Origin of the sequence: Mycobacterium sp. (assembly GCF_965230835.1) — a bacterium.
In the GTDB taxonomy this organism is placed as follows: Bacteria; Actinomycetota; Actinomycetes; order Mycobacteriales; family Mycobacteriaceae; genus Mycobacterium.
This window is the reverse complement of the sequence record NZ_CBDDLW010000002.1, coordinates 3,427,195-3,450,535: the sequence shown is the minus strand read 5'-3', so window position 1 is coordinate 3,450,535 and position 23,341 is coordinate 3,427,195. Positions and strand designations below refer to the sequence as shown.

Genomic DNA, 23,341 nt, shown 5'->3' with positions numbered 1-23,341 from the left:
CCGTTCAGCCGGGGAAGTACCGTGTCGACCGTGACTGGAGCTGCGGGCATCGGCCTGGCGACCCTCGCGTCCGACGGATCTGTCCTCGACACCTGGTATCCCGCGCCGGAACTAGCCGAATCGGCCGCCGGCGGTACGTCGCACCTGACGTCTCCTGAGGTGCCCGCCGAGCTGGCCGCACTGGTCGGCCCCGATGAAGATCGCGGCACCGAGACCGTCGCGATCCGTACCGTCATCGAGTCGCTCGACGATGCAGCAGCCGACACCTACGACGCCTACCTGCGGTTACATCTGCTCTCGCACCGCCTGGTCAGGCCACACGGGCTTAACGCCGGCGGCCTGTTCGGGGTATTGACGAACGTGGTGTGGACCAATCACGGCCCATGCGCGGTCGGGGGGTTCGAGGCGGTTCGGGCGCGGCTGCGCCGCCGCGGGCCGGTGACGGTGTACGGAGTCGACAAGTTCCCCCGGATGGTCGACTACGTCATGCCTTCCGGGGTGCGCATCGCTGATGCCGACCGGGTACGGCTCGGCGCCCACCTGGCGCCAGGCACCACCGTGATGCACGAGGGCTTTGTTAACTACAACGCCGGCACCCTGGGAGCCTCAATGGTAGAAGGCCGCATCTCAGCGGGTGTGGTCGTGGACGATGGATCGGACATCGGCGGCGGCGCCTCGATCATGGGCACACTGTCCGGCGGCGGCACGCAAGTCATTTCGATCGGTAAGCGCTGCCTACTCGGCGCGAACTCTGGGCTGGGCATCTCACTGGGCGACGACTGTGTGGTGGAAGCCGGGCTCTACGTCACCGCCGGCACCAAGGTCGCCACCCCGGACGGCACCCCGGTCAAAGCACGTGACCTCTCCGGCACCAACAATTTGCTATTCCGCCGCAATTCATTGACCGGCGCCGTCGAGGTGGTGACCCGCGAGCTGCGCGGTATCGAACTCAACGAGGATTTGCACGCCAACTGACCGCCGCTACGACGGGTTACCAGATACTGGGTGCACGGAACCGGTTCGCGGGATCGAAATCCGCTTTTCCCCTGGCAACTTCGCCGACTGCCTCAAGCGCGCGGTATAGATCGCCGAGGCCGGCGTCGCCGACCCGCTCGCGAATCTCAGAATCGAGCGCAGCCGCCGCACGCAGGCGGGCCGTCACGTGTTCGATCGCCTTCGGGGTGAGCTCGACTATTTTTTCGCGCTGGTCGCTAGTCGACGCAGTGACTTCGACATAGCCGCGCTGCCGCAGCTCCGCGACAATCTTGCTCGCCGCCTGTCGACTGACGTCGAACTGTCGACCCATCTCCGAAATCGTGATCGGCTCCGGTTGGGCATACAGCGCGAAGACGTAGTTCATCGCAAAGCGCCGTTCCGGGTAACCCGCCGCTTCCATGTCGATATCGAGCCGACGGACATAACTCCACCAGGCCACTCGCAATGTCAGCCCAAGTTGCGTCTGGGGCGACCGGAAACCAGACTCGACAACCATGGTTGACATCATAGGAGACCTCACGTAGCGTCTTCAATTGTCAACCTAATATGACAATTGGAGCATCTCGGCACGGCACCGAAGCAACCGGATATCCGGACTACTGGCCTTGTTGAGGGCCTGGCTTTGTTCAGGGCAAGGCCGCCCAGCGGAAAGGAGTCTGAAATGCCGAAAACTCGCTTGCTGTCGGTAGGTGCTCTCTGCGCAGTCGGGTTATCGCTCGCGGGAACAATTGCGGGACCTGTGATAGCCACCGCAACCCCGGGCAACCCGATCGCACCTCCCCAGCGCGCGGTCTCGCCGACGATGCACCCGGCGTGCCGCGACTCCGCTGACCTCACTTTCCCGGTCCGGTCAGCGGCACACCCCGCATGGGCACACATCCCGTAGTGATTCCTGTTGCTGGGGACCACCGGCTGCCCCCGCCAGGGGGCAGCCGGTGGAGTGCCACCCGACACTCCACCGGGCACTCACTTCTCGCATGACGGCCTATGCCCGACCCCAATCGGCTCAGACCGCCCTCAGCCCTCGGAAATCAACTGCTTCTTGAGGATCTTGCCCATCGCATTGCGCGGCAATGCGTCCACGAGTCGCACCTCGCGCGGGCGCTTGTGCACCGAAAGCTGTTGGGCGACAAACTCGATCAGGTCGTCTGCGCCAACAGCTGATGAGCTAACAACGTAGGCGACAATCCGCTGACCCAAGTCCGCATCGGGCAACCCGACAACTGCGGCTTCGGTCACATCCTGATGCCCGAGCAGAACCGTCTCAATTTCGCCCGCGCCGATACGATATCCGCCGGACTTGATCAGGTCGACCGACTCACGTCCGACGATGCGGTGCATGCCAGCGGCGTCGACCACCGCGACATCGCCGGTGTGATACCAGCCATCAGCGTCAACCGCCTGGGCGGTCGCCTCCGGCAGATTCAGGTAGCCATCGAACAGCATCGGGCCTCGAACCTGGAGCTTTCCAACAGTTTCCCCATCAGTAGGAACCAAACCGCCAGCGTCGTCGATCAGCCGAGTCTGCACACCCGCCAGCGGCATACCGACCCAGCCGGCACGACGTTCTCCATGAGCCCTGGTAGACAAGGTGATCAGCGATTCGGTAGAGCCATAGCGTTCGACCGGCCGATGCCCACAACGTTGCACCAACCGGTCAAACACCGGGACTGGCAGTGCAGCACTTCCCGAGACCAACAGCCGAGCCGGTCTGAGCGCCTCGGCGGCCGGCTGGTCGGCCGCAAGCCGCGACCACACCGTAGGAACCCCGAAAAACAGTGTTCCCCCACGTTCAGCGGCAGCCTGCGCGTAACCTGCCGGCGTCGGTTTTCCGGTGTGCACAAAACGATTTCCGAATCTCAACGATCCCAGTAAGCCCAGCACCAGTCCGTGGACGTGGTACAGCGGCAAGCCATGGACCAGAACATCGTTGGCAGTCCACTGCCAGGCGTCCGCCAGCGCGTCAAGATCGGCACTAATCGCCCGTCGGCTCAGTTGGACGCCCTTGGGCAGCCCCGTGGTACCCGACGTGTACAGCACCATCGCGGCGGCTTCGGGCGGCGGCTCCGGATATCGATGCCACGAACGGGCATGCACACGAACAGGGATCCGCGGCAGCCCATCACCTTCCGAGTCCTCACTGGGGGCTGGCCCGAGCCAAGCCTGCGCCCCGGAGTCGGCCAGAATGTGTCGGCGTTCCACCACCCCGACGTCAGCCGGCACCGGCACCACCGGCACTCCCGCGATCAGACAGCCAGTGATCGCCAGCACGGTCGACGCCGTCGGCGCAGCCAATACCGCAACCCGGTACGCCCCGGCGACCCGTTCGGCCACTGAGGTCGCCGCACCGACCAGATCGCTGCGACTCAGCACAACACCGTCAATGGACACCGCGTCAGCAATATCGGCCGCGTTGGCGACAGTCGGATTAAGCGATTCCAGCAGCACGCGAGCGAGGCTACCCGGCGACGGCGGGCAACTGCAGCAGCCTCAGGCGAAGCGCCTGGTTACCCGGCTCGGGCCGCGCTGCTGCCCGACCGTGGTCGACCTGCATGGTCAAACCCCCTGCTCGTCCCAGATCTTCATCAACGTGGCGAGAATCTCCTCACCGCGGCCCAGCCCGCCGAGGTGACTTTCATCGGGCAAGTGGAACAGCTCGGCATCGGGTAGCCGAGAAACGACATGCTCCCCGTGCGAGAACGGAATAATGTGGTCGTGATCCCCGTGCCACCAGCGGACGGGGACTTTCACCTCATGAAGGCGGAACCCCCAGTCGCGCGCAAAGGCGATAACGTCGGCGAACGGCGCGGACAGCTGCTTGCGACTGCCGTTGAGCAAATCATCAAGGAACATGGCTTTGAACTCCGGCCGCGCCAGCAGATGTCGGTCAGCTCGGGGCGACAGCAGGCCATAGACATCGAGCGCGGAAGAGGCTACCGGGCGAGCCACCCGGATCATCAGGCTGGCACTGAGCCGCAGCGGACTTCCACCCGCCCTGAGTAGCGGCGCAAGACGCAGGCCAAGATTCATCAAACCGCCGCTTACCGCATCCGGACCACGAGTTGGAGCGACGCCACCGAGCACGCCGGCCACTACCACCCGGTCCGGCAACCCCGCGGCACACGCAAGGGTGTAGGGCCCACCCCCGGAAAGACCAACCACGGCCATCTTCTGAACTCCGAGCGTGTCTGCAATGGTCCGCAGGTCGTCGGCGAACGATGAGATCGTCTCGTACTGATGCGGTGTCGACGAGCCGATGCCCGGCCGGTCGACACCGATCAGGCGGATGTTGTTGTGCTCGGCATAGACCCGGGCCTCCGTCGGAATCTGCCGACGCGCCCCCGGCGTCCCATGCAGCCAGAAAACCGCACGTCCCTGCGGAGCACCGAATTCCGCGAAGCCGATCTGTCGGTCTCCGCCAACTGCGATGTTTCCTTCGAGCTTCGGGCGGGCAATAGCAACGACCATGACCGAGAGCTTGTCACGTGAGACGCCGCGTTGTGCAATTTTGGTGCGGCGAACGGGACTTCTCGGTTCACGCAGAGACCCGATACAGGCCAGTCGCTCTGCGCAGTCGCGTCACCCGGGCTTCCCAATAGCCTTCACTTCCATGTACTGGTGCAGGCCGCCGCCCTCGCGACCGAAACCACTCAATTTGAAGCCGCCGAACGGCGCATCACCGGGACCACAACCGTTGACCGCGATCTGACCGGTCCGCATTCGGCGTGCAACAGCTACCGCTCGGTCCACATCGGCACCCCACACAGCGCCAGAGAGCCCGTATCGGGAGTTGTTGGCGATCGCCACCGCATCGTTGTCGTCGCGGTAACGCAGCACGGCAAGCACCGGCCCGAAGACCTCTTCCTGCGCGATAGCCGAATCCGGAGCCACGTCGGTGAGAATCGTTGGCTCGAAGTAGAAGCCAGTATTCAGGCCGATCGGACGACTACCGCCAGCTACCAGCTTCGCTCCGTCGTTCAGTGCCCGCGCGACATGGTCGGCGACGCGATTCCGCTGTTCCCGGCTGATCAGCGGCCCCATCTGCACGCCCGAATCGACCGGGTCGCCGACCTTGAGGTTGCGGGCGAGCACCGCGAGCCGATCAACGACTTCGTCGTGCATCGAATCCGGGAGGAGCAACCGACTGTGCAAGATGCAGGCCTGTCCAGCATGCAATGAGCAGCAAGAGAACAACAGCTGCTCCAGCATTTCGTCGGTGACCTCAGTGTCGTCGAGGATCACGGCGGCCGACTTGCCACCGCACTCGAGCAAAATCCGCTTCATAGTGTGGCCCGCACCGGACATCACCTGGCACCCGATCTCCGAACTGCCGGTAAAGCTGACCATGTCGATTCGCGGATCGGTGGTCAGCAGTTTGGCAGCTTCGACGCCCGACGGCGTGACGACATTGACCACCCCAGGCGGGATATCGGTGCACTCGTCGATGATCCGAGCAAGCGCAAGCCCCGCGAGCGGAGTTAAGGGCGAGGGCTTGAGCACCACGGTGTTACCTGCGGCTAGCGCGTTGGACACCTTCATGACGTTGAGACAGTGCGGAAAGTTCCAAGGAGTCAGAATCGAAACGACGCCAAGGGGCTCATGACGCAGCAACGTCGTTCCGGTTCCGATGCCGGTAACCGGCTCCTCGGTTAACGTCAAGGCGAGCAATGCCGCGTGTTGCGGCCTGTCCGGGACGCTGTCGATTTGCATCATCCGCTCGTTGGCAATGCAGCCCCATTCCACCTGCGACAGCGCGTAGAAGTCGTCGACACATTCCCGCAGCGCCTCGCCAAGCTGATTGAGGCAGGCTGCTCGACCGTCGCGGCTCATATCTGCCCACGGCCCGGCGTCGAAGGCCTGGCGTGCGGCCGCGATTGCATCACCGACCTGAGTAACGCTCGCATCCGGCGCGGTAGCGATGACCTCTTCGGTGGCCGGACAGAGATCTTCGTAGCGACCATCCTGCGGCTCTACCCAATGCCCGCCGATGTAGAGCTGGTAGGTATCAACAAGCCCCGCCGGTTGTAACTCAGCCATCTAGTTTCCTCACCTGAGCGCCAGTCATATTGCCACCTGGTGTACACCCACAGGTGTTCGACGTCAATCGCCGATACTTTGAATTCCCGCCTATTTCAACAGCAAGATCACACATTGACAGAGAAGGCGGCGCGGGAGTAGACACGAGTTCGCAGGACATATTGCACTAATCTGTCCGGCCGCAGGGAGGTTGCCGTGGGTACCGAGTTCTCGCTGCGCGCGGCCGTAGCGACGCAACATTGGCGGTCCGGCCGGCATTGCAGCGAACACCCGATGCCCACCGACCCCGTAGAACACGCACCGAAGGGCAACCTCAAGTGACCGATCCAGAAGCCGACTCAAAATCGGAGTTCCGCGAGAAGCTGCGAGCGCTGGTCGGGAAGCCCACTGGTTCAGGGACCCTCTCGCTGGCGCCGGACCCGGTTAATCAGCCGATGATTAGACATTGGGCGCATGCGCTCGATGACATGAACCCCGTCTATTTGGATCCGGATTTCGCGGCCACATCGAGGTTCGGCGGAATCGTGTCGCCGCCGGTGATGCTGCAGACCTGGATTATGCCGGCACCGAAAATCGAAGGTATCGGAGAACGCGGCGGGTTCCCCATTGAACTCCAAGTCAACCCAACGGCATTCCTTGATGAAGCCGGGTTCACCAGCACAGTGGCCACGAACTCAGAGTTCGAGATCGAGCGCTACCCACGGCTGGGTGACGTCATCAGCGCGACGGCGGTGTACGAGGATGTCTCCGACGAGAAACAAACCAACCTGGGGACCGGCTACTTCCTCACCTGGCTGACAACCTATGTCGACCAGAACGGCGAGGTGTTGGGGCGGCAACGATTCCGCGTGTTCAGATTCCGGCCGGCTCGCTGATGGCGATCCGTTTGGCAGCGAGGTCGCGACGGCGCTCGAATTCTGCTGCCAAAGCTTCGCCAGGTCTGATCGAGACCCGGTGCCGTAGCAATTTCGGTGTAGCAACTAGACAACGCGTCGCGGATCGTCGCACTCGCTTCGGCGCACTTCGCACGCCGCCCTTGAGCAGCACATACCCCCGAGACCCAAAGGGACCCCGATGACGACCCCCAAAACCCGCACCACGACATTGAAATGGGACGACATCGATGTCGGTGACGAGGTAACGCCGCTCAAGATACCGATCACGACTACGACAATCGTTGCCGGCGCGATCGCAACGCGCGACTTCATGCCGGTGCACCATGACCGCGACTACGCAAACAAGCAGGGTTCGCCCAACGTTTTCATGAACATCTTGACCACCAACGGACTGTGCGTGCGTTTCCTCAACAACTGGGCAGGACCCGAAGCAATGGTTAAGAATCTGTCGATTCGGCTTGGGGTGCCGTGTTTCCCGGACGATCCGCTGCACTTCACCGGCAACGTGACCGGAAAAAAACCTGCGCCCGGCCGACCGGACCACGAAGGATTGATCGAAGTAACCTTCCAAGGCGCCAATAGCCTCGGCAATCACGTTAGCGGTTCGGCGATCCTCAGCCTGCTCACCGGTAACGAACCGTGACTCGCCCGCTGACCGGCGGCCATCGCAGGAATCGACCAGACCGAATCGCCACACCCGACGTGCTCAAGCCGCGGGCGAGCGGGGGCGCCGGCGGCACAGCTAGCAGGTCAGTGCCCAAGGTCGCTGTGCTCCCACAATGACCCAAGCGACCGCAACCGACACCCGCGAACTCATCGTCGAGTCCGCGAACGCCTGCTTCCGTAAGCACGGACTGCGGAAAACGACGATTGTCGACATCGCCAAGATGGCCAACTTGTCCCGGAGCACCGTCTACGACTACTTCCGCGACAAGGCCGCCATTTTGGAAGCTTGCGCCGAACACGCCTCCGAGGAGTTCTACCGCGAGATGTCCAAGGCAATGAATCGAGGCAACTCCCTTGAAGAGAAGTTAAGTCGTGCGGCGGTTTTCGTGACGCAGGCGCGGCGGGCGATCGCCTCCGAGCGGTACTTCGACGAAGACGCGATCAGCTTGCTGCTGACCAAAGACGGCGCTGTGCTGCTGCGCGAGTGCGTCGACTTCTTCGCGCCGTATCTTGCTGCTGCCAAACTCACCGGCGAGGTACGCAAAGACCTAGACGTCGCAGCTGCGGGCGAATGGTTCGCGCGAATATTGTTCTCGCTTTTCAGCACACCTTCGTCGATCCGAGATATGGACGATCCGAATGTCGCCGCTGATTTCGTACGTGCGCATGTGACGCACGGTTTCGGTGGCGAACGCCCAAAGACGCGCCGCGCAGCTGAACTCCGATGACGTTGCCGACCTTCACCTAGGCCCCGACCCGGGTCGCAAATACACCTCAGCGGCGACGCTCGCCCAAGGCACGGACAAAAAACCCTAGGTTGGCTGGCCGCTCGGCAAGGCGGCGCATGAAGTAGCCATACCACTGGGCTCCAAAAGGTACGTACACCCGCACCTGGTTGCCAGCCTCAGCCAGCCGCCGCTGCTCATCGTCGCGGATGCCATACAACATCTGGTACTCGAAATCACCGGCCACACGACCCGCTTCGCCCGCCATGCCAGAGACCGCCTGGATGATCATCGGGTCGTGTGAGGCCACCATCGGATAGCCGCGGCCCGCCATCAGTACCCGAAGACACCGCAGATACGAATCGATGACCTCACGTCCATCCCGATAGGCCACCGACACGGGTTCGTCGTAGGCTCCCTTGCACAACCGCACCCGAGCGCCAGCGGCCGCCAGCTCCCGGCAGTCATCGAGCGCGCGTCGAAGGTAAGCCTGTACGACCGTACCCAGCCATGGAAAATCGACCCGCAAATCACCAGAGATTGACAATGTTGAGTCGGTGCTGGCGTATTGTTCGGCGTCCACCGTGACCCAGACGCCCACCTCCTGAGCGCGCTCGCAGATAGTGCGCGCATTGTCCAACGCGATCTTCTGACCGTCGCAATCCAGCGCTTGCCCAAGCGCCGAAAGTTTGAGGGATACTTCTAGCGGCTGCACACCATTGCCTGCCGGGGCAGCCCGCCGGCCCAGCCTATCGAGCAGATCCAGGTACACCCGCACGGTGGCCGCCGCGTCGTCGGCGTCGGCAACATTTTCGCCTAGGTAGTCGACGCTTACATCGCGGCCCGACTCCCGCAGCACGGCAACAACATTTAGGACATCATCCAGATTTTCACCGGGCACGAATCGGCGCACCACGTTGCGGGTGATCGGCGAGCGCTCAAGAGTGCGCCGCAACCGGTCAGCCTTGCTGGCCGCAAGCATCACCGGCCGCACGGTGTGGGCGAACAAGCGGGCCATCAACCGGCCGCCATGTGCGGGTACGCGTGATCGGTCGCTGCGACGAACGTTTCCTTGATAGTGCGCGCCGAGGTCCAGCGTGAGAGATTGAGCACCGACCCGGCCTTGTCGTTGGTCCCCGAACCGCGGGAACCGCCAAACGGCTGACGCCCCACCACCGCCCCCGACGGCTTATCGTTGACATAGAAGTTCCCGGCCGCGAACCGCAGCCGATTCTGCGCTGTCAGCACGGCCTGGCGATCGCCAGCAATAACTGACCCGGTCAGTGCGTATCGGGAACCGGTGTCGATGGCGTCGAGGATGGACTCGTATTGCTCGTCCGGGTAGATATAGACCGACAGCAGCGGTCCGAAATACTCGGTCGTGAAGGCCTCGTCGGTTGGGTCATCGGAGAGCAGCACCGTGGGGCGCACGAAAAAGCCTTCGGTTTCGTCGTAGTCTCCCCCGACTGCGACAGTCACCCCGGCCGCACCTTTCGCCCGCTCGATGGCGTCGACATTCTTGATGAACGCACGCCGGTCAATCAACGCGCCGCCGTAGTTGGACAGATCGGTGATGTCGCCGTAACGCAACTCGGAGGCGGCGCCGAGGAAATCGTCCCCCATCCGCCGCCACACCGAACGCGCCACAAACGCGCGCGACGCGGCCGAACACTTTTGCCCTTGGTAGTCGAACGCACCCCGAATCAGGGCCGTTCGCAGCACATCAGGGCGCGCCGACGTGTGTGCAACCACGAAGTCCTTGCCGCCAGTCTCGCCCACCAGCCGCGGGTAGCTGTGATAGTTGCCGATATTGGCGCCCACCCGCTGCCACAGTTGCTGGAACGTGGCCGTCGATCCTGTGAAATGAATGCCAGCCAGCCGCGAATCGTTCAGCGCCACATCGGAAACCGCAAATCCGTCACCGGTCACCAGATTGATCACCCCGGCCGGCAAACCTGCCACCTCCAGCAGTTGCATCGTCAGATAGGCAGCCAGGGTCTGGGTGATCGATGGCTTCCACACCACTGTATTGCCCATCAACGCTGGCGCTGCCGGCAAGTTGCCGGCGATCGCCGAAAAGTTGAACGGGGTGATCGCGTAAACAAAACCCTCAAGTGGGCGGTAGTCGGTCCGGTTCCACTCCCCGCGGGTGCTGATCGGCTGCTGCGAAAGAATCTGACGGGCGAAAGCGACATTGAATCGCCAAAAGTCGACTAACTCGCAGGGCGCGTCGATCTCAGCCTGATAGGCAGACTTGGATTGACCGAGCATTGTCGCCGCTGCCATCCTTTCCCGCCACGGACCGGCGAGAAGGTCAGCGGCGCGTAGGAATATCGCGGCTCGCTCGTCGAACGGCATGGTTGCCCAATCGTTCTTTGCGGCGACGGAGGCGTCGATTGCGGCCTTCGCGTCGGCATGCGTGGCGTTGGTCATTGTTCCCAACGTGGCCGAATGCCGGTGCGGCTGCACGACGTCGATCCGCTCGCCGTCACCCATTCGGTGCTGGCCACCGATCACGTGCGGGAAAGTCATCTGGCCGTCGGCCAACAGCGCCAACTCCGCACATAGCCGTGAGCGTTCGGGGGAATTCGGAGCGTAGTCGTGAACCGGTTCGTTAGCCGGCATCGGCACCTGAGTAATGGCGTCCATTCGTACAGGATCCCTCGATCAGCACCACGATTGATTGGTCGATCTTACAAAGGTATAGAGTTTTACTAGTAAAATAGGACAACGTGCAGATTACCGGCGTCGGCCTAGGCCAGTTGCTTCTCGCGCTGGACGCAACCCTGGTCAGCCTGATCGACGCGCCGCGCGGCCTAGACCTTCGGGTGGCCTCGGCAGCGCTGATCGATTCCGACGATGTGCGGTTGGGCCTGGCCAACGCAGCCGGCTCGGCTGACGTCTTCTTCCTGCTAGGCGTCAGCGAATCCGAGGCGCTGCGATGGATCGACGGGCAGGCACCCGTAGCGATCTTCATCAAGGAACCGACAGACGCCGTGGTGACCAAGGCGGTGCGCACCGGGGCTGCTGTGGTGGCCGTCGATCCGCGAGCCCGCTGGGAACGCCTCTACAAGCTGGTCAATCATGTGTTCGAGCATCACGGGGACCGCGCGACGGATGACTCGGACGCAGATCTATTCGGTCTGGCACAGTCTCTGGCCGATCGGATCCATGGCATGGTCAGCATCGAAGACGCCCAGTCACATGTCCTGGCGTATTCGGCTTCCAACAACGAGGCCGACGAACTGCGTCGACTGTCCATTCTGGGCCGCGCCGGCCCGCCCGAACATCTCACCTGGATCGGCCAGTGGGGCATCTTCGACGCACTGCGGACCGACAGCGACGTGGTACGCGTTGCCGAGCGTCCAGAGCTGCACCTGCGTCCGAGATTGGCGATCGGCATTCACCAGCCGGCGACCGGCCCGCGACGACCACCGGTGTTCTCGGGCACCATCTGGGTGCAGCAAGGCTCACTGCCGCTGGCCGACGACGCCGAGGAGATTTTGCGGGGTGCCGCGGTGCTTGCCGCGCGAATCATGGCCCGACTGGCCACCCGGCCTTCCACCCACGCGCGACGCGCGCAGCAGCTTCTTGGACTGGCCGAAGTCGAGCCAGGCGACATCGAGGTCATCGCCCGGGAACTACGCATCGCGCCCGACGGAAACGCCGCGCTGATCGGCTTCGACACCACCGAGACCAACGACACTGGAATCCGCCCTGCTCGGCTGACCGACGTCTTAGCACTGAGCGCAAGCGCTTTTCGTCACGACGCCCAGGTCGCCTCAAGTGGATCGCGGATCTATGTGTTGCTGCCGCACACCGCGGCAAGCCGGTCGGTTCCCTCGTGGGTGCGCGGCACGATCAGCGCATTGCGAACCGAACTCGGCGCAAACCTGAGAGCCACCGTCGCCGAGCCGATCTCCGGTCTAATAGGTGTGGCTGCGGCACGCTCCGAGGTGGACCGTGTGCTCGACAGCGCTGAGCGCCACCCCACCTCGATCGGGCAGGTGACATCGCTGGCCGAGGTACGCACCACCGTGCTGGTCGATGAAATCGTGACCCTGGTCAGCTCTGACCCACGACTCATCGACCCGCGTGTTCGGGATCTACGCAACCAGGAACCCGTGCTAGCCGAGACCTTGCGCACCTACCTGGACAGCTTTGGCGACATCAACAACGCCGCACAATCACTGCAAGTACATCCCAATACCGTTCGCTACCGAGTGCGGCGGATCGAGAAGCTGTTGTCAACCTCGCTGGTCGATCCCAATGCGCGGCTACTCTTTTCGCTGGGCCTACGCGCCATCGAGCGCTCGGCTCACCGATGAGTGACCGTCAGACTGCTGGCCTCCCCCGATGCCTCGCCCTCGAATATCCAGACCTGCTTTTCAGGTCGCGTCGCTCTTGGGCAACCAGCAAGACAGCTCGGCGCGCCGGTGTGCGTCTTAGATAGCCGCGCGCACGCTCGGGTCTCGCGCCAAGCCCAGAAGATGCCCCAAGACGCGGGGTGTTATGCTCCCCGCTAATCAGCAGCCAATACCCAGCAACATCACAGGTTGGCTTGCTAAAGCTTTTAGGGCCCAACCGAGGTTAAGGAGCAGTCCCGCATGGCCCGCTGTGACATGCCATCATGATTTATCAACCTTCCCAATGTTTTTGACGACCTGCTCTGTGCATGGGCTACGGATCAAGATAGTGTCGAGCACTGACAAGCACACCTGCGAGCGCCTCGGCAGCCTCGCGGACAGTCGTGTCACCGGCGAGCACCCAATCACCGAGCTGCATCGTTTGGCCTGCCAGCGTCGTCGGCGATACGGTACCGCCACCACAACAGCTTTAGCCGCAATCCATGGGGGGTCGTCGCAGTGTCGAGGTACTTGACCGGACTACTGAGAGTTGCGCTGGTGACAGCGTTGGCGATCACAACGATGTTGATCGTTGTGAGCTTCATATTGTCCTTTGCGACATTGACCGACCTCGCCGGCCGATGCGGTATCGCCAAGAATCTGACCTGGCTGTTCCCGCTGGCCGTCGACGGCGCCATCGTGCTGTCTACCGTGGCTGTCGTTGCCTTGTCCGGTGGGGGCGCGCAGTTCAGGGACCGACTGTTCTTCTGGTTCACATTGGCCGGGTCGGCGAGCATCAGCATCGCTGGAAACGTGCTGCACGGAGCGTCCGAACATACGCTGTGCCAATCCACAACACAATGGCTTCCGGTATCCATCGCCGCCGTAGCCCCAGTAATGCTCGTCGTATCCACCCACGGGCTGGCTGTCTTGTCGCGCCTGCGAAGCCAACGCGATGATCCCCCCGATGACCATGATTTCGACGCGTCGCACCCCGATGCCATTGAAGAAGAGGCGAACGATGAAGATTCGGCGGCTCTCGGCGCCGTTGACTACAGCGAAATGGCAGATGAACTGGTGGCGCGCGGTAGTACCACGCTGGCGCCCAACATCGTGGCCGACATCCTGACCCGGCTGAACAACAGTACTGAATCAGCACGCCGGATCGCGGCGAGCCACAACATCCATCATTCGCGAGTGATCGGCATCAGGAAAGCCGCTCTGGCGGCGGTAGCCGATCGACAGATGGCCCGTGTCAAGAACGCTGCGCTGGCGACAGTGGCCGATCGTCGGACAGCGCTAGAAGTTACCGGGGCCATGCCGTCGCACCCGCACGGCCCCGACGGGCAATAACTCGTCGGGAATTACGTCGAGCCAAGACCACCATAATCGCGCCGACCGCGATTATGGCTGGTCCCTCGAACCAGTGCCCCACGCAGACCATCCTGGCAGTCGCCGCGGCCAATCGATCGAGCGAGCTGTCTCGCGATCAGTGGCCAGCGGCATCAACTGGTTTGGTGTCAACCAGGCGCCTCACGCCCAGCCGTCTCACCCCAGCCGGCAAAGTCATAAATCCATCACGATCGGCGCGCAGCTAGATCGTCGCCGTTCCGCACGCTGTTCGCCGTACACCCGACCGCGTACACCTCGGCGAGGAATTGCTCGACAGCCACCGCGGTGTGCGCCGCGCGGGCCGACCCAAAGATATCGAAAGCATGCTGCGCGCACGGCAACTCGGCATAGACCACCGGCTGGGGACTGACCTCTTGAAGGCGCGCTACAAAACGGCGCGCTTGCTCAACTGGAACCAATGAATCGTTGCTGCCGTGTAAAACAAAAAACGGTGGAGCGTCCTCGGAGACGTGGGTGATCGACGATGCAATCCGAAAGAGGTCGGGATGGTCTCGGCGCTTACGCTTGAAAACGAGTTTCTGCAGGACAGGTACAAGCATCGGATGCATCGAATTGTCCGAGCGGGTGAAGTCGTAGACACCGTAGAACGGGACCGCGGCTTGCACCCGCGTATCGGCCTCCTCAAACCCTGGCTGTGTCGGCGGCAACTGAATACTGACCAGTGGGCGGCAATTGAAAATTGACCAGCTTCCTAGAGTGCCTTGGCTATGTGTCAAGGAGGAGGCAGGTGTTGAACGTGGAGGATTGGGCTGAGATTCGCCGGTTGCGCCGGTCGGAGCAGTTGCCGATTGCCGAGATTGCGCGGGTGATGGGTATTTCGCGGAATACGGTGAAGTCGGCGTTGGCTTCTGATGGGCCGCCGAAGTATCGGCGTGCGGTGAGGGGTTCTGTTGCTGATGAGGCCGAGCCGCGGATTCGGGAGTTGTTGGCGGCCTATCCGCGGATGCCGGCGACGGTGATTGCTGAGCGGATCGGTTGGTCGTATTCGATCCGCACACTGAGTGGGCGGGTGCGTGAGTTACGGCCACTGTATTTGGCGCCGGATCCGGTGTCACGGACGACGTATGTGGCCGGTGAGGTCGGGCAGTGTGACTTCTGGTTTCCCGATGTTGTGGTGCCGGTGGGGTATGGCCAGGTTCGTAGGGCGGCGACGTTACCGGTGTTGACCATGGTGTGTGGGTATTCACGGTGGGCTTCGGCGCTGTTGATTCCGACACGCGCTGCCGAAGACTTGTATGCCGGTTGGTGGCAGCATCTTTCGACGTTGGGTGCGGTTCCACGGGTGTTGGTGTGGGATGGTGAGGGCGCGGTCGGGCGGTGGCGGGCACGCCGACCAGAGTTGACCCCGGCATGTCAGGCTTTCCGCGGGACCTTGGCCACCACGGTAGGGATCTGTAAACCCGCTGATCCTGAGGCCAAGGGTCTGGTTGAACGGTTCCATGACTATTTGGAGCGGGCGTTTTTGCCGGGGCGGGTGTTTGGCTCCCCAGCCGATTTCAACATCCAGTTGCAGGCCTGGCTGGTGGGGGCCAACCACCGCCAGCATCGGGTGCTGGGATGCCGGCCAGCAGATCGCATCGCCGCCGATACCGCAGCGATGCTGGCATTGCCGCCGGTTGGGCCCAGCATCGGATGGCGACGCTCAACGCGGTTGCCTCGCGATCATTACGTGCGCCTCGACAGCAACGATTACTCGGTGCATCCGGCCGCGATCGGCCGCCGTATCGAGATCATCGCAGATCTAAACCGGGTGCGGGTCTGGTGTGACGGCACGCTGGTCGCCGACCACGACCGGATCTGGGCCAAACATCAAACGATCAGCGATCCCGAACATGTCCAGGCCGCGAAACTGCTGCGGCGCAAACGGCTCGAGGTTGTTGGTCCACCGCATCACGTGGAGGTCGAACAACGCCGTCTCGCTGATTACGACGCCTTGTTGGGCCTTGACGGGCCGGTGGCGTGATGGCTGCCAAGACCGCGACCAGCAGCCGTGATGTCACCGCCGAGCTGGCGTATCTGACCCGGGTGTTGAAAGCCCCGACGCTGCGTGAGGCCATCGAACGTCTCGCTGAGCGCGCCCGAACCGAAGCGTGGAGCTATGAAGAATTCCTCGCGGCGTGTCTGCAGCGTGAGGTGTCGGCTCGGGAATCTCACGGCGGCGAAGGGCGCATCCGCGCTGCCCGCTTCCCATCACGTAAATCGTTGGAAGAGTTCGACTTCGATCATGCCCGCGGTCTCAAACGCGACATCATCGCCCATCTGGGCACCCTGGACTTCGTCACCGCTAAAGACAACGTGGTGTTCCTCGGCCCACCAGGGACCGGCAAGACCCACCTGGCGATCGGGATTGCGATGCGCGCTTGTCAAGCAGGTCACCGCGTTGCGTTCGCGACCGCTTCGCAATGGGTTGATCGTCTTGCTCGCGCCCATCACAACAGCACCCTGCAAGCCGAATTGGCGCGGCTGGCCCGCTACCCCCTGCTGGTTGTCGATGAAGTCGGCTACATCCCGTTTGAACCCGAAGCCGCCAATCTGTTCTTCCAACTCGTGTCGTCGCGTTACGAACGGGCCAGTCTCATCGTCACCTCGAATAAGCCCTTCGGGCGGTGGGGCGAAGTGTTCGGCGACGACGTAGTCGCCGCCGCCATGATCGACCGACTCGTCCATCACGCCGAAGTCATCGCCCTCAAAGGAGACAGCTACCGCATCAAAGACCGAGACCTCGGCCACACCACCACAGCCGAGGACCAATGAAACCAAGCTGGTCAATTTTCGATTGCCGAAACCTGATCAGTTTTCACTTGCCGTTGACAGGCTGGAATCGCGGATCGTTAGGGGTGAGAGCGGCAAGCGACGACAAATGTCCGCCGGCCGAGCCCCCGGTGATCGCGATCCACTCCGGGTCACCGCCATACTCGGCAATGTGCTCCTTGATCCATGCGATCGCGCGCTTGACGTCGATGATCTGGTCCGGCCAGGTCGAACGCGGGCTGAGCCGGTAGTTGATCGACACACACACCCAACCCAGTTCAGCCAAGTGACTCATCAACGGATGCGCCTGTCCGCGTTTACTGCCCACCATCCAGGCGCCGGTCGCGTCTCATCGCTGGTGTAAATGGTCACGGGCGTAGGTTCCGTCGCAACCGACGAAAGCTATGAAGGAGGGGCTACGCCCGTGACCAAGCGAGTATCGCCGATTGAGCGTGTGCGTGTTGAGATGGATCAGTTGTTCGCCGCGACCGAGCGGCCGTTGACCGAGATTTTGGAGGAGGTCGGGCGGTTATCGGTGCGTCTGGTGTTTCAGGTCGCCGTGGAGGCCGAGGTAGAAGCAGTGTTGGGCCGAGCCCGTCACCAGCGTCGGGTTCAGGACGGCCCGGGCGGGTACCGCAATGGGTATCAACCGCCGGCGACGGTGAAGACCACGATGGGCTCGGTCGAATTATGCCGCCCGAAACTACGCGACACCGACGAGCGGTTCTGTTCGCGGCTATTCGGTGCCGGGGTGACGCGCACCCACGCTCTGGAGGCGTTGGTGATTTCGGGATGGGTGCGCGGTTTGTCGGATCGCGACATCGAGGCCGCGTTGGCCGAGGTGCTGGGCTCGCAGGCGGCGTTGTCGCGCTCGACGGTGAGCCGGATTTGTGCGGCCATCAAAGACGAGTTCGCTGCGTGGTCGTCTCGACGCCTTGATGAGCTGGTGTTGGACTACCTGTTCTTGGATGCCTCGAACTTTCGGATGCATCCCAACGCCCCGGCCGAGCCGGTGCTGGCCGCCTGGGGCATCTGCACCGACGGCAAGCCCCTGTTTATTGGGCTGGCCCCAGCCGCAGCGGAGTCGGCTGATGCGTGGGCCGACTTCTTGGCTGACCTGAGGAACCGGGGACTACGCCCGCCGCTACTGGGCATCTCCGACGGGGCGCCGGGCCTGATCGCCGCATGGGAGACCACGTTTCCGGCAAGCCTGCGTCAGCGGTGTCTGATCCATCGCTGCCGTAACGTCATCGCCAAGACACCTGTCGCGGTCCAGGACGAGATCAAAGCCGCGTTCTGGTCGATCTTCGATGACATTGACCAGCCACCCGGCCAGCAGGCCGTGGATGAAGCCACCCGCCGCGCCGAGGAGTTCACCACCACATACCGCGGGCTCTACCCAGCCGCGGTCGCTTGCCTGGCCAACGACTTCGCCTCGCTGAGCGTGCATTTGCGCTTCCCCCGCCAACACTGGACACGCATCCGCCATTCCAACCTCATCGAACGCACCTTCGGAGAATCCCGTCGCCGGGTCAAGGTCATCGGCCGCCTACCCGGCGAAACCAGCTGTCTGTCGCTGGTATGGGCCGTCCTCGACCGCGCCAGCCGCGGCTGGCGCGGAGTCACCCAAACATCAGCGACCAGCCGCCACCTCCAAGAACTACGCCACCAACTGCTCGAGCCACCCCGCCCACTGCATCCCCCCACCACAACAACCACGACCGACACCACCGCCGCGTAACATGACCACCAGGAACATGCGCCCAGCGTTTTTACACCAGTCCTAAGACGCCACCCAGGCGCCCGGGAACTTGCAGTAGCACTGGAGCTCGTCCCCCGCGAACCAGTTCAGGACGGCGCCAGATGTCCAGATAGTTCTTGGATCCGCAATCGCCGTAGCTGATGTCAGAATCGAGGGCGTACTCCCGGTAGATCCGCAACATGCGCGCCGCGCCGGGTTTCTTGGTAGTGACGCCAGTGCCGGCGGTTTGTTTCCACAAATCGCTCGAATCGGTGCGGCGATCAGCTCCCAGACCGACGTCCAACGCTGTGGCAAGCGGTTCGTTGGCGACCTGCCCGATTCGACGCAGCCCCAGCAGCCCCAGCCAGGACAGCACCGAAACCAGCCAGCTGAACCAGCGCGCGCGACGCGGCATCCCGCGGGACAATGCAGCCAGCACCGTGAACTGGGCAGCCAGCGACTGCAGAGGAAGTTCTGAGGCGCACACACCGTAGCTGAACGCGTACAGCGAGCCGTAACTGTGCTTGGTGAGCGGCCGGTAACCGTTGACGGTAAACAACAAGCCCAGCAGGGATCCGAACACGGCCACTAGTCGCTTCACAGCTGCCCTTCCCGCCGAACCACCGGTGCTGCCCGGCCGCCTTCTGGTTGGTGAATCTAACCCTGCGATAGTCACAAGCCGAACTCGGGACGTCCAGTCCCAGTGACCCAGCCGGCATCTATTTGGGCGCCGGCAAATGGGCATCGGAGGCGCTCGACACACTTTAGGGTGAGCTCTCGTGGAGCCTGGGCGAGATCTTGAGTTGCGGGCCTTCACCGGCAAGTGGCGAACATATCAACTGCAGGCGTTGGACGCGTTCGATGCTGATGTCGCTTCCGGCGACAATCGGTCTTATCTGGTGCTACCGCCAGGCGCAGGCAAGACGTTGATTGGATGGGAAGCGGCACGCCGATTGGGACGCCGAACACTGGTGTTGGCGCCCAACACTGCCGTACAGCAGCAATGGGCAGCTACATGGGATAAGAGCTTTCCGTCCGCGGACCCGTCGGCACCGAAATGCGGTACTGAGCGCGACCTGGCGCCGACGACGAATGTGCTGACATATCAGTCTCTCGCAGTCATCGATGCCGAAACGGATGCGGCGGTCCGCCGGGAAGTCCTGCGCAGCCGTGACCAGCAGGCCTTATTGAAGCTGCTGCACCCCAACGGCAGGGAGTTGATCGAACGGGCGAAGGGGCTAGGCCCGTGGACTCTGGTGCTCGACGAATGTCACCATCTACTGGCGACGTGGGGTGCGCTAGTCAGCGCATTGGCGTCGACCCTTGGCTCGCAGACGGCGCTGATCGGCCTGACCGCAACACCAGCAACCGAGCTAACTGCCTGGCAGCACACCCTGCACGACGAACTTTTCGGTACAGCCGACTTCGAGGTCTCAACACCAGCGCTGGTGAAAGAGGGCGACCTGGCGCCCTATCAAGAGTTGGTCTACCTAACCGAACCCACACCCGAAGAGCAGGCTTGGGTTGTCACCGAGCGTGCCCGCTTCGCCGACCTCATGTTGTCGTTGATCGAACAACAGGTGGGCAGCATGTCGCTGGCTGTCTGGCTACACAGACGAATCGTGGATCGATCGACCCGGAGCGGAAGCCAGATCTCGTGGTCGACATTCGAACGCACCGAACCCGACCTCGCGTGCAGCGGCCTGCGCTTCGCCCATGACGGACTGATTCCGCTGCCAGACGGCGCACGCTTCCGCGAGCAGCACCGCGTGGCACCGGACGCACAGGATTGGGTCAACATCTTGACCGACTTCTGTCTTGGGCACCTAAAGCAGAGCGAGGATCCCCGTGATGTTCGAGCGCTGACCGCGATCAAACGGATTCTGCCCGGCTTGGGCTACCGGCTGACCAGCCGCGGCGTACGCACAGCTACCTCGCCAGTAGACAGAGTGTGCGCACTATCTGAGGCAAAAGTTGCCGCGACAACGCACATCCTCGACGCCGAGCAGGCCGTCCTTGGATCACGGATGCGAGCACTAGTGCTGTGCGACTTCGAGTCGATGAGCGGCGCCCTGCCGACATCACTTAGCGCAGCCCCCGTCACCAACCAATCCGGGTCGGCGCAGCTTGTCGCTGCCATGCTAGCCGCGTCCGATGCTCGGCGACGCGATCGATTGAACGCTCTTCTCGTGACCGGTCAAGTCTTTGCCTGCCCGGCAGCGATCGAGAATGACCTGATCGCCTTCTGCGCGGAACGAGGAACCCCCGTCGCAACCGAGCCTATGGCCGCCCAGCCTGGCTTGCTGACGGTGCGCGGCAGCAGCGGCACCTTCACACCCCGAACCTGGGTCGCGCTGGCAACGGCGTACTTCCAGCAGGGGCATTCTCAGGTTATGGTCGGCACCCGCGCACTCCTGGGTGAAGGATGGGATTGCGCAGCAGTCAACGTCAGCATCGACTTGACGAGCGCAACAACAACGGCAGCGATAACACAGATGCGCGGCCGCGCCATCCGCAAGGATCCCACCGACCAGCAAAAGGTGGCCGACAACTGGTCAGTCTGCTGCGTGAGCCCAGACCACCCGCGTGGCGACGCCGACTACCTCCGCCTAGCGTGCAAACACGACGGATACTACGCGGCAAGCCCCCAAGCGTGTATCGAATCGAGTGTGACGCATTGCGATACGTCGCTGTCGCCCTACGGTCCACCAGGTGCCGATTCCCACGCCATCACTGCGCGGGCACTACGGCGCGCCGCGCAACGTGACCAAGCGCGGATCTGGTGGCGGATCGGTGCGCCATACGAAGGAATAGATGTAGCGACCATCCGCATCCAGTCCCGCCAGTCGTTGGGAGTCGCCGCGCCCGGCATCCCGACTTCAGCATTGACCCCTCCGGTGCCGGGAGGACTAGCGGCAGCGCGCCTGGCACGGGGCACCATAGCCGGCCTGTCCGCCGCCGGCGGCGCGGCGGGAACCGTAGTCGCTGCTCTCAGCCTCGGCCCGCTCGCAGGTCCCGCCACAGCCGCAGGAATCGTCGCCGCAAGCGCCAGCCTGGTGGCAACCGCCGCCTTGGCCGAAAGCCGGCGGCTGAGCCACGCACCCAACGCACTTGAGCAGCTTGCCGCCGCAATCGCGGATGCGTTGAAAGCCGCTGGCGGTACGGAACGGGGCTCGGAGGCACTGCGAATCACTCCGGACCCGGACGGCTGGATTCGATGCGAACTCAGCGGCGTACCCACCGATCAGTCGCTCCGGTTCACCACAGCCCTCGACGAACTCATCGCGCCGCTGGCCGAGCCGCGCTATCTGCTTGGGCGCAAGATACTGACGCCGCCGAACGGGCGTCTTGCCCGACCGCTGTTCGCAGCCCGCGCAGTTGTCGGTCTGCCCTTGCCCGGCGCTGTCGCGTGGCACACCATGCCTCGCTGGTTCACAAGGCGCAAGGACCGCCGGCAATGCCTGCGCCAGGCCTGGCAAGAACACATCGGTCCAGCTCGGCAATTGCGCGCAGATTCGCCGGCAGGCCACGCCATCCTCGAACTGTTCCGCGGCGAAAATCCGCTTTCGGTCTCGACCCAACTGCGCACCACTTGGCGCTAACCCGCGGGGCGAGGCTTGGGAGAAGTCGCGAGCCCGGTACGACGATCGCGGCGGCGCTAGCCGAGCCGGCGCGCCGCTGCGGCGATGCGCTCATCGGTTGCAGTCAGCGCCACCCGTACATGCTGGGCGCCTGCCGGGCCGTAAAAGTCACCGGGCGCTACCAGGATGCCGCGGCCGGCTAACCACGCAACCGTGTCACGGCACTCCCGACCCCTCGTCGCCCAGAGATACAGCCCGGCGTCGGAATAGTCCACGGTGAATCCCGCAGCGCGCAGCGCCGGCAGCAAAGTTGCGCGCCGTCTCGCGTAGCGATCCCGCTGCAGCCTTTCGTGGTCGTCGTCATCAAGGGCTGCCACCATGGCGGCCTGCACCGGCGTCGGAACCATCATCCCAGCGTGTTTTCGCACCGTCAGCAGCTCGGTTACCAACGCCTGATCCCCCGCCACAAAACCCGCGCGGTAGCCAGCTAGCGACGAACTCTTGGACAGCGAGTGCACGGCCAACAACCCGGTGTGGTCGGCGTCGCATACCGCCGGGTGCAGCACCGACACCGGCTGGTCGTCCCAGCCCAGACCTAGGTAGCACTCGTCGGAAGCCACCACGAGACCTCGGCCGCGCGCCCAATCGACGACCTTGCGCAAGTGGTCGATACCTAGCACCCGTCCGGTCGGGTTGCTCGGGGAGTTCACATAGACCAGCGCCGGCGACCGCGGGCCCAGCTGAGTCAACGAATCGGCACGTAGCACCTGAGCTCCGGCGAGGCGGGCACCAACGCTGTAGGTCGGATACGCAAGTTCGGGCACGACAACCAGATCCGTGGCGCCCAACCCAAGCAGGGTCGGCAACCAGGCGATGAGTTCCTTGGTGCCAATCACCGGCAAGATCGCGTCCTCGGCCAGCCCGGTGATGCCGTAGCGACGGGTCAACGCGGCCACCGCAGACTCCCGCAGCTGCGTGGTGCCCGCGGTCGCGGGATACCCCGGCGCGGAGCCGGCGGTCGCCAGAGCCTCTTGGATCAACGGGGCGACCGGATCGACCGGCGTGCCAACGGAGAGGTCGACCATGCCGTCCGGATGTGACCCGGCCAGCTCCTTTGCGGCAGTCAGGGTGTCCCACGGGAACTCTGGGAGTGCCGCGGAGACCATCGGCTGGCGCATCGGGTAGGTGT

General features: G+C 63.3%; 19 protein-coding genes and 2 pseudogenes. 11 read left to right on the top strand and 10 right to left on the bottom strand.

Annotated features, from left to right (window positions below; translation table 11 throughout):
- Positions 1–21: 21 nt before the first annotated feature.
- Positions 22–975 carry a 2,3,4,5-tetrahydropyridine-2,6-dicarboxylate N-succinyltransferase gene (gene dapD, locus ACO07W_RS16320; RefSeq protein ID WP_421844758.1) on the top strand — a complete coding sequence of 318 codons (954 nt, stop codon included), beginning with the start codon at positions 22–24 and terminating at the stop codon, positions 973–975.
- Positions 976–991: 16 nt separating this feature from the next.
- Here dapD and ACO07W_RS16315 read toward each other — a convergent pair whose 3' ends face one another.
- On the bottom strand, positions 992–1,492 hold the full coding sequence (locus tag ACO07W_RS16315; RefSeq protein ID WP_421844756.1) for a MarR family winged helix-turn-helix transcriptional regulator: 501 nt from the start codon (positions 1,490–1,492) through the stop codon (positions 992–994).
- Positions 1,493–1,657: 165 nt separating this feature from the next.
- Between ACO07W_RS16315 and ACO07W_RS16310 the strand changes: the two genes are divergently transcribed.
- Entirely contained in the window at positions 1,658–1,882 is a 225-nt protein-coding gene (locus tag ACO07W_RS16310) for a hypothetical protein (RefSeq protein ID WP_421844754.1), read from the top strand.
- A 131-nt stretch (positions 1,883–2,013) separates the two neighbouring features.
- Here ACO07W_RS16310 and ACO07W_RS16305 read toward each other — a convergent pair whose 3' ends face one another.
- The 3 genes from ACO07W_RS16305 to ACO07W_RS16295 all read right to left on the bottom strand — a co-directional run bounded on the left by ACO07W_RS16305 (position 2,014) and on the right by ACO07W_RS16295 (position 6,033).
- Positions 2,014–3,444, bottom strand: coding sequence for an acyl-CoA synthetase (locus ACO07W_RS16305; protein WP_421844752.1), 1,431 nt, complete (start codon positions 3,442–3,444; stop codon positions 2,014–2,016).
- A 108-nt stretch (positions 3,445–3,552) separates the two neighbouring features.
- Complete coding sequence (locus ACO07W_RS16300; RefSeq protein ID WP_421844750.1) at positions 3,553–4,464, bottom strand: alpha/beta fold hydrolase; 912 nt, start codon at positions 4,462–4,464, stop codon at positions 3,553–3,555.
- Positions 4,465–4,575: 111 nt separating this feature from the next.
- On the bottom strand, positions 4,576–6,033 hold the full coding sequence (locus ACO07W_RS16295; RefSeq protein WP_421844748.1) for an aldehyde dehydrogenase family protein: 1,458 nt from the start codon (positions 6,031–6,033) through the stop codon (positions 4,576–4,578).
- A 317-nt stretch (positions 6,034–6,350) separates the two neighbouring features.
- Between ACO07W_RS16295 and ACO07W_RS16290 the strand changes: the two genes are divergently transcribed.
- The 3 genes from ACO07W_RS16290 (at position 6,351) to ACO07W_RS16280 (ending at position 8,323) form a co-directional block, all read left to right on the top strand.
- Positions 6,351–6,908, top strand: coding sequence for an FAS1-like dehydratase domain-containing protein (locus ACO07W_RS16290; protein ID WP_421844746.1), 558 nt, complete (start codon positions 6,351–6,353; stop codon positions 6,906–6,908).
- Positions 6,909–7,107: 199 nt separating this feature from the next.
- Entirely contained in the window at positions 7,108–7,572 is a 465-nt protein-coding gene (locus ACO07W_RS16285; protein ID WP_421844744.1) for a MaoC family dehydratase, read from the top strand.
- Between the two features lie 136 nt (positions 7,573–7,708).
- Complete coding sequence (locus ACO07W_RS16280) at positions 7,709–8,323, top strand: TetR/AcrR family transcriptional regulator (RefSeq protein ID WP_421844742.1); 615 nt, start codon at positions 7,709–7,711, stop codon at positions 8,321–8,323.
- 46 nt (positions 8,324–8,369) lie between these two features.
- Here the strand turns inward: ACO07W_RS16280 and ACO07W_RS16275 are convergent, their stop codons facing one another.
- Both ACO07W_RS16275 and pruA read right to left on the bottom strand, forming a co-directional pair.
- On the bottom strand, positions 8,370–9,338 hold the full coding sequence (locus tag ACO07W_RS16275) for a proline dehydrogenase family protein (protein ID WP_421844740.1): 969 nt from the start codon (positions 9,336–9,338) through the stop codon (positions 8,370–8,372).
- Complete coding sequence (gene pruA, locus ACO07W_RS16270) at positions 9,338–10,969, bottom strand: L-glutamate gamma-semialdehyde dehydrogenase (protein WP_421844738.1); 1,632 nt, start codon at positions 10,967–10,969, stop codon at positions 9,338–9,340. The genes ACO07W_RS16275 and pruA overlap by 1 nt, the downstream gene beginning before the upstream one ends.
- 83 nt (positions 10,970–11,052) lie before the next feature.
- Between pruA and ACO07W_RS16265 the strand changes: the two genes are divergently transcribed.
- Complete coding sequence (locus tag ACO07W_RS16265; RefSeq protein WP_421844736.1) at positions 11,053–12,648, top strand: PucR family transcriptional regulator; 1,596 nt, start codon at positions 11,053–11,055, stop codon at positions 12,646–12,648.
- Positions 12,649–13,185: 537 nt separating this feature from the next.
- Positions 13,186–14,019: a DUF2637 domain-containing protein gene (locus tag ACO07W_RS16260; RefSeq protein ID WP_421844734.1), complete on the top strand. Its 834-nt coding sequence runs from the start codon at positions 13,186–13,188 to the stop codon at positions 14,017–14,019.
- 224 nt (positions 14,020–14,243) lie between these two features.
- Here the strand turns inward: ACO07W_RS16260 and ACO07W_RS16255 are convergent.
- Positions 14,244–14,723: pseudogene (locus ACO07W_RS16255) on the bottom strand (prolyl oligopeptidase family serine peptidase); the annotation flags it as partial.
- An 83-nt stretch (positions 14,724–14,806) separates the two neighbouring features.
- Here ACO07W_RS16255 and istA point away from each other — a divergent pair.
- Positions 14,807–16,042 carry an IS21 family transposase gene (gene istA, locus ACO07W_RS16250; RefSeq protein WP_421839994.1) on the top strand — a complete coding sequence of 412 codons (1,236 nt, stop codon included), beginning with the start codon at positions 14,807–14,809 and terminating at the stop codon, positions 16,040–16,042.
- Positions 16,042–16,833: an IS21-like element helper ATPase IstB gene (gene istB / locus ACO07W_RS16245; protein ID WP_421839995.1), complete on the top strand. Its 792-nt coding sequence runs from the start codon at positions 16,042–16,044 to the stop codon at positions 16,831–16,833. The genes istA and istB overlap by 1 nt, the downstream gene beginning before the upstream one ends.
- Positions 16,834–16,891: 58 nt before the next feature.
- Here the strand turns inward: istB and ACO07W_RS16240 are convergent.
- Positions 16,892–17,170 (bottom strand): annotated as a pseudogene (locus ACO07W_RS16240) (alpha/beta hydrolase fold domain-containing protein); the annotation flags it as partial.
- A gap of 126 nt (positions 17,171–17,296) precedes the next feature.
- Here ACO07W_RS16240 and ACO07W_RS16235 point away from each other — a divergent pair.
- The gene (locus tag ACO07W_RS16235; RefSeq protein WP_421840071.1) at positions 17,297–18,571 is read left to right on the top strand and encodes an IS256 family transposase; all 1,275 of its coding nucleotides are present in this window, start codon (positions 17,297–17,299) and stop codon (positions 18,569–18,571) included.
- A gap of 31 nt (positions 18,572–18,602) precedes the next feature.
- On the opposite strand, the gene ACO07W_RS16230 is transcribed toward ACO07W_RS16235, so the two are convergent.
- Entirely contained in the window at positions 18,603–19,172 is a 570-nt protein-coding gene (locus tag ACO07W_RS16230; RefSeq protein ID WP_421844732.1) for a hypothetical protein, read from the bottom strand.
- A gap of 178 nt (positions 19,173–19,350) precedes the next feature.
- On the opposite strand from ACO07W_RS16230, the gene ACO07W_RS16225 reads away from it, so the two are divergent.
- The gene (locus ACO07W_RS16225) at positions 19,351–22,173 is read left to right on the top strand and encodes a DEAD/DEAH box helicase family protein (protein WP_421844730.1); all 2,823 of its coding nucleotides are present in this window, start codon (positions 19,351–19,353) and stop codon (positions 22,171–22,173) included.
- Between the two features lie 56 nt (positions 22,174–22,229).
- On the opposite strand, the gene dapC is transcribed toward ACO07W_RS16225, so the two are convergent.
- The gene (gene dapC, locus ACO07W_RS16220) at positions 22,230–23,318 is read right to left on the bottom strand and encodes a succinyldiaminopimelate transaminase (RefSeq protein WP_421846048.1); all 1,089 of its coding nucleotides are present in this window, start codon (positions 23,316–23,318) and stop codon (positions 22,230–22,232) included.
- Between the last annotated feature and the right edge of the window lie 23 nt (positions 23,319–23,341).

Coding starts and splice junctions, on each gene's coding strand:
- ACO07W_RS16315 (WP_421844756.1), bottom strand. CDS start 1,492: ATGGTTGTCGAGTCTGGTTTCCGGTCGCCCCAGACGCAACTTGGGCTG.
- ACO07W_RS16310 (WP_421844754.1), top strand. CDS start 1,658: ATGCCGAAAACTCGCTTGCTGTCGGTAGGTGCTCTCTGCGCAGTCGGG.
- ACO07W_RS16300 (WP_421844750.1), bottom strand. CDS start 4,464: ATGGTCGTTGCTATTGCCCGCCCGAAGCTCGAAGGAAACATCGCAGTT.
- ACO07W_RS16295 (WP_421844748.1), bottom strand. CDS start 6,033: ATGGCTGAGTTACAACCGGCGGGGCTTGTTGATACCTACCAGCTCTAC.
- ACO07W_RS16285 (WP_421844744.1), top strand. CDS start 7,108: ATGACGACCCCCAAAACCCGCACCACGACATTGAAATGGGACGACATC.
- ACO07W_RS16280 (WP_421844742.1), top strand. CDS start 7,709: ATGACCCAAGCGACCGCAACCGACACCCGCGAACTCATCGTCGAGTCC.
- ACO07W_RS16275 (WP_421844740.1), bottom strand. CDS start 9,338: ATGGCCCGCTTGTTCGCCCACACCGTGCGGCCGGTGATGCTTGCGGCC.
- pruA (WP_421844738.1), bottom strand. CDS start 10,969: ATGGACGCCATTACTCAGGTGCCGATGCCGGCTAACGAACCGGTTCAC.
- istB (WP_421839995.1), top strand. CDS start 16,042: ATGGCTGCCAAGACCGCGACCAGCAGCCGTGATGTCACCGCCGAGCTG.
- ACO07W_RS16235 (WP_421840071.1), top strand. CDS start 17,297: ATGGATCAGTTGTTCGCCGCGACCGAGCGGCCGTTGACCGAGATTTTG.
- dapC (WP_421846048.1), bottom strand. CDS start 23,318: ATGGTCTCCGCGGCACTCCCAGAGTTCCCGTGGGACACCCTGACTGCC.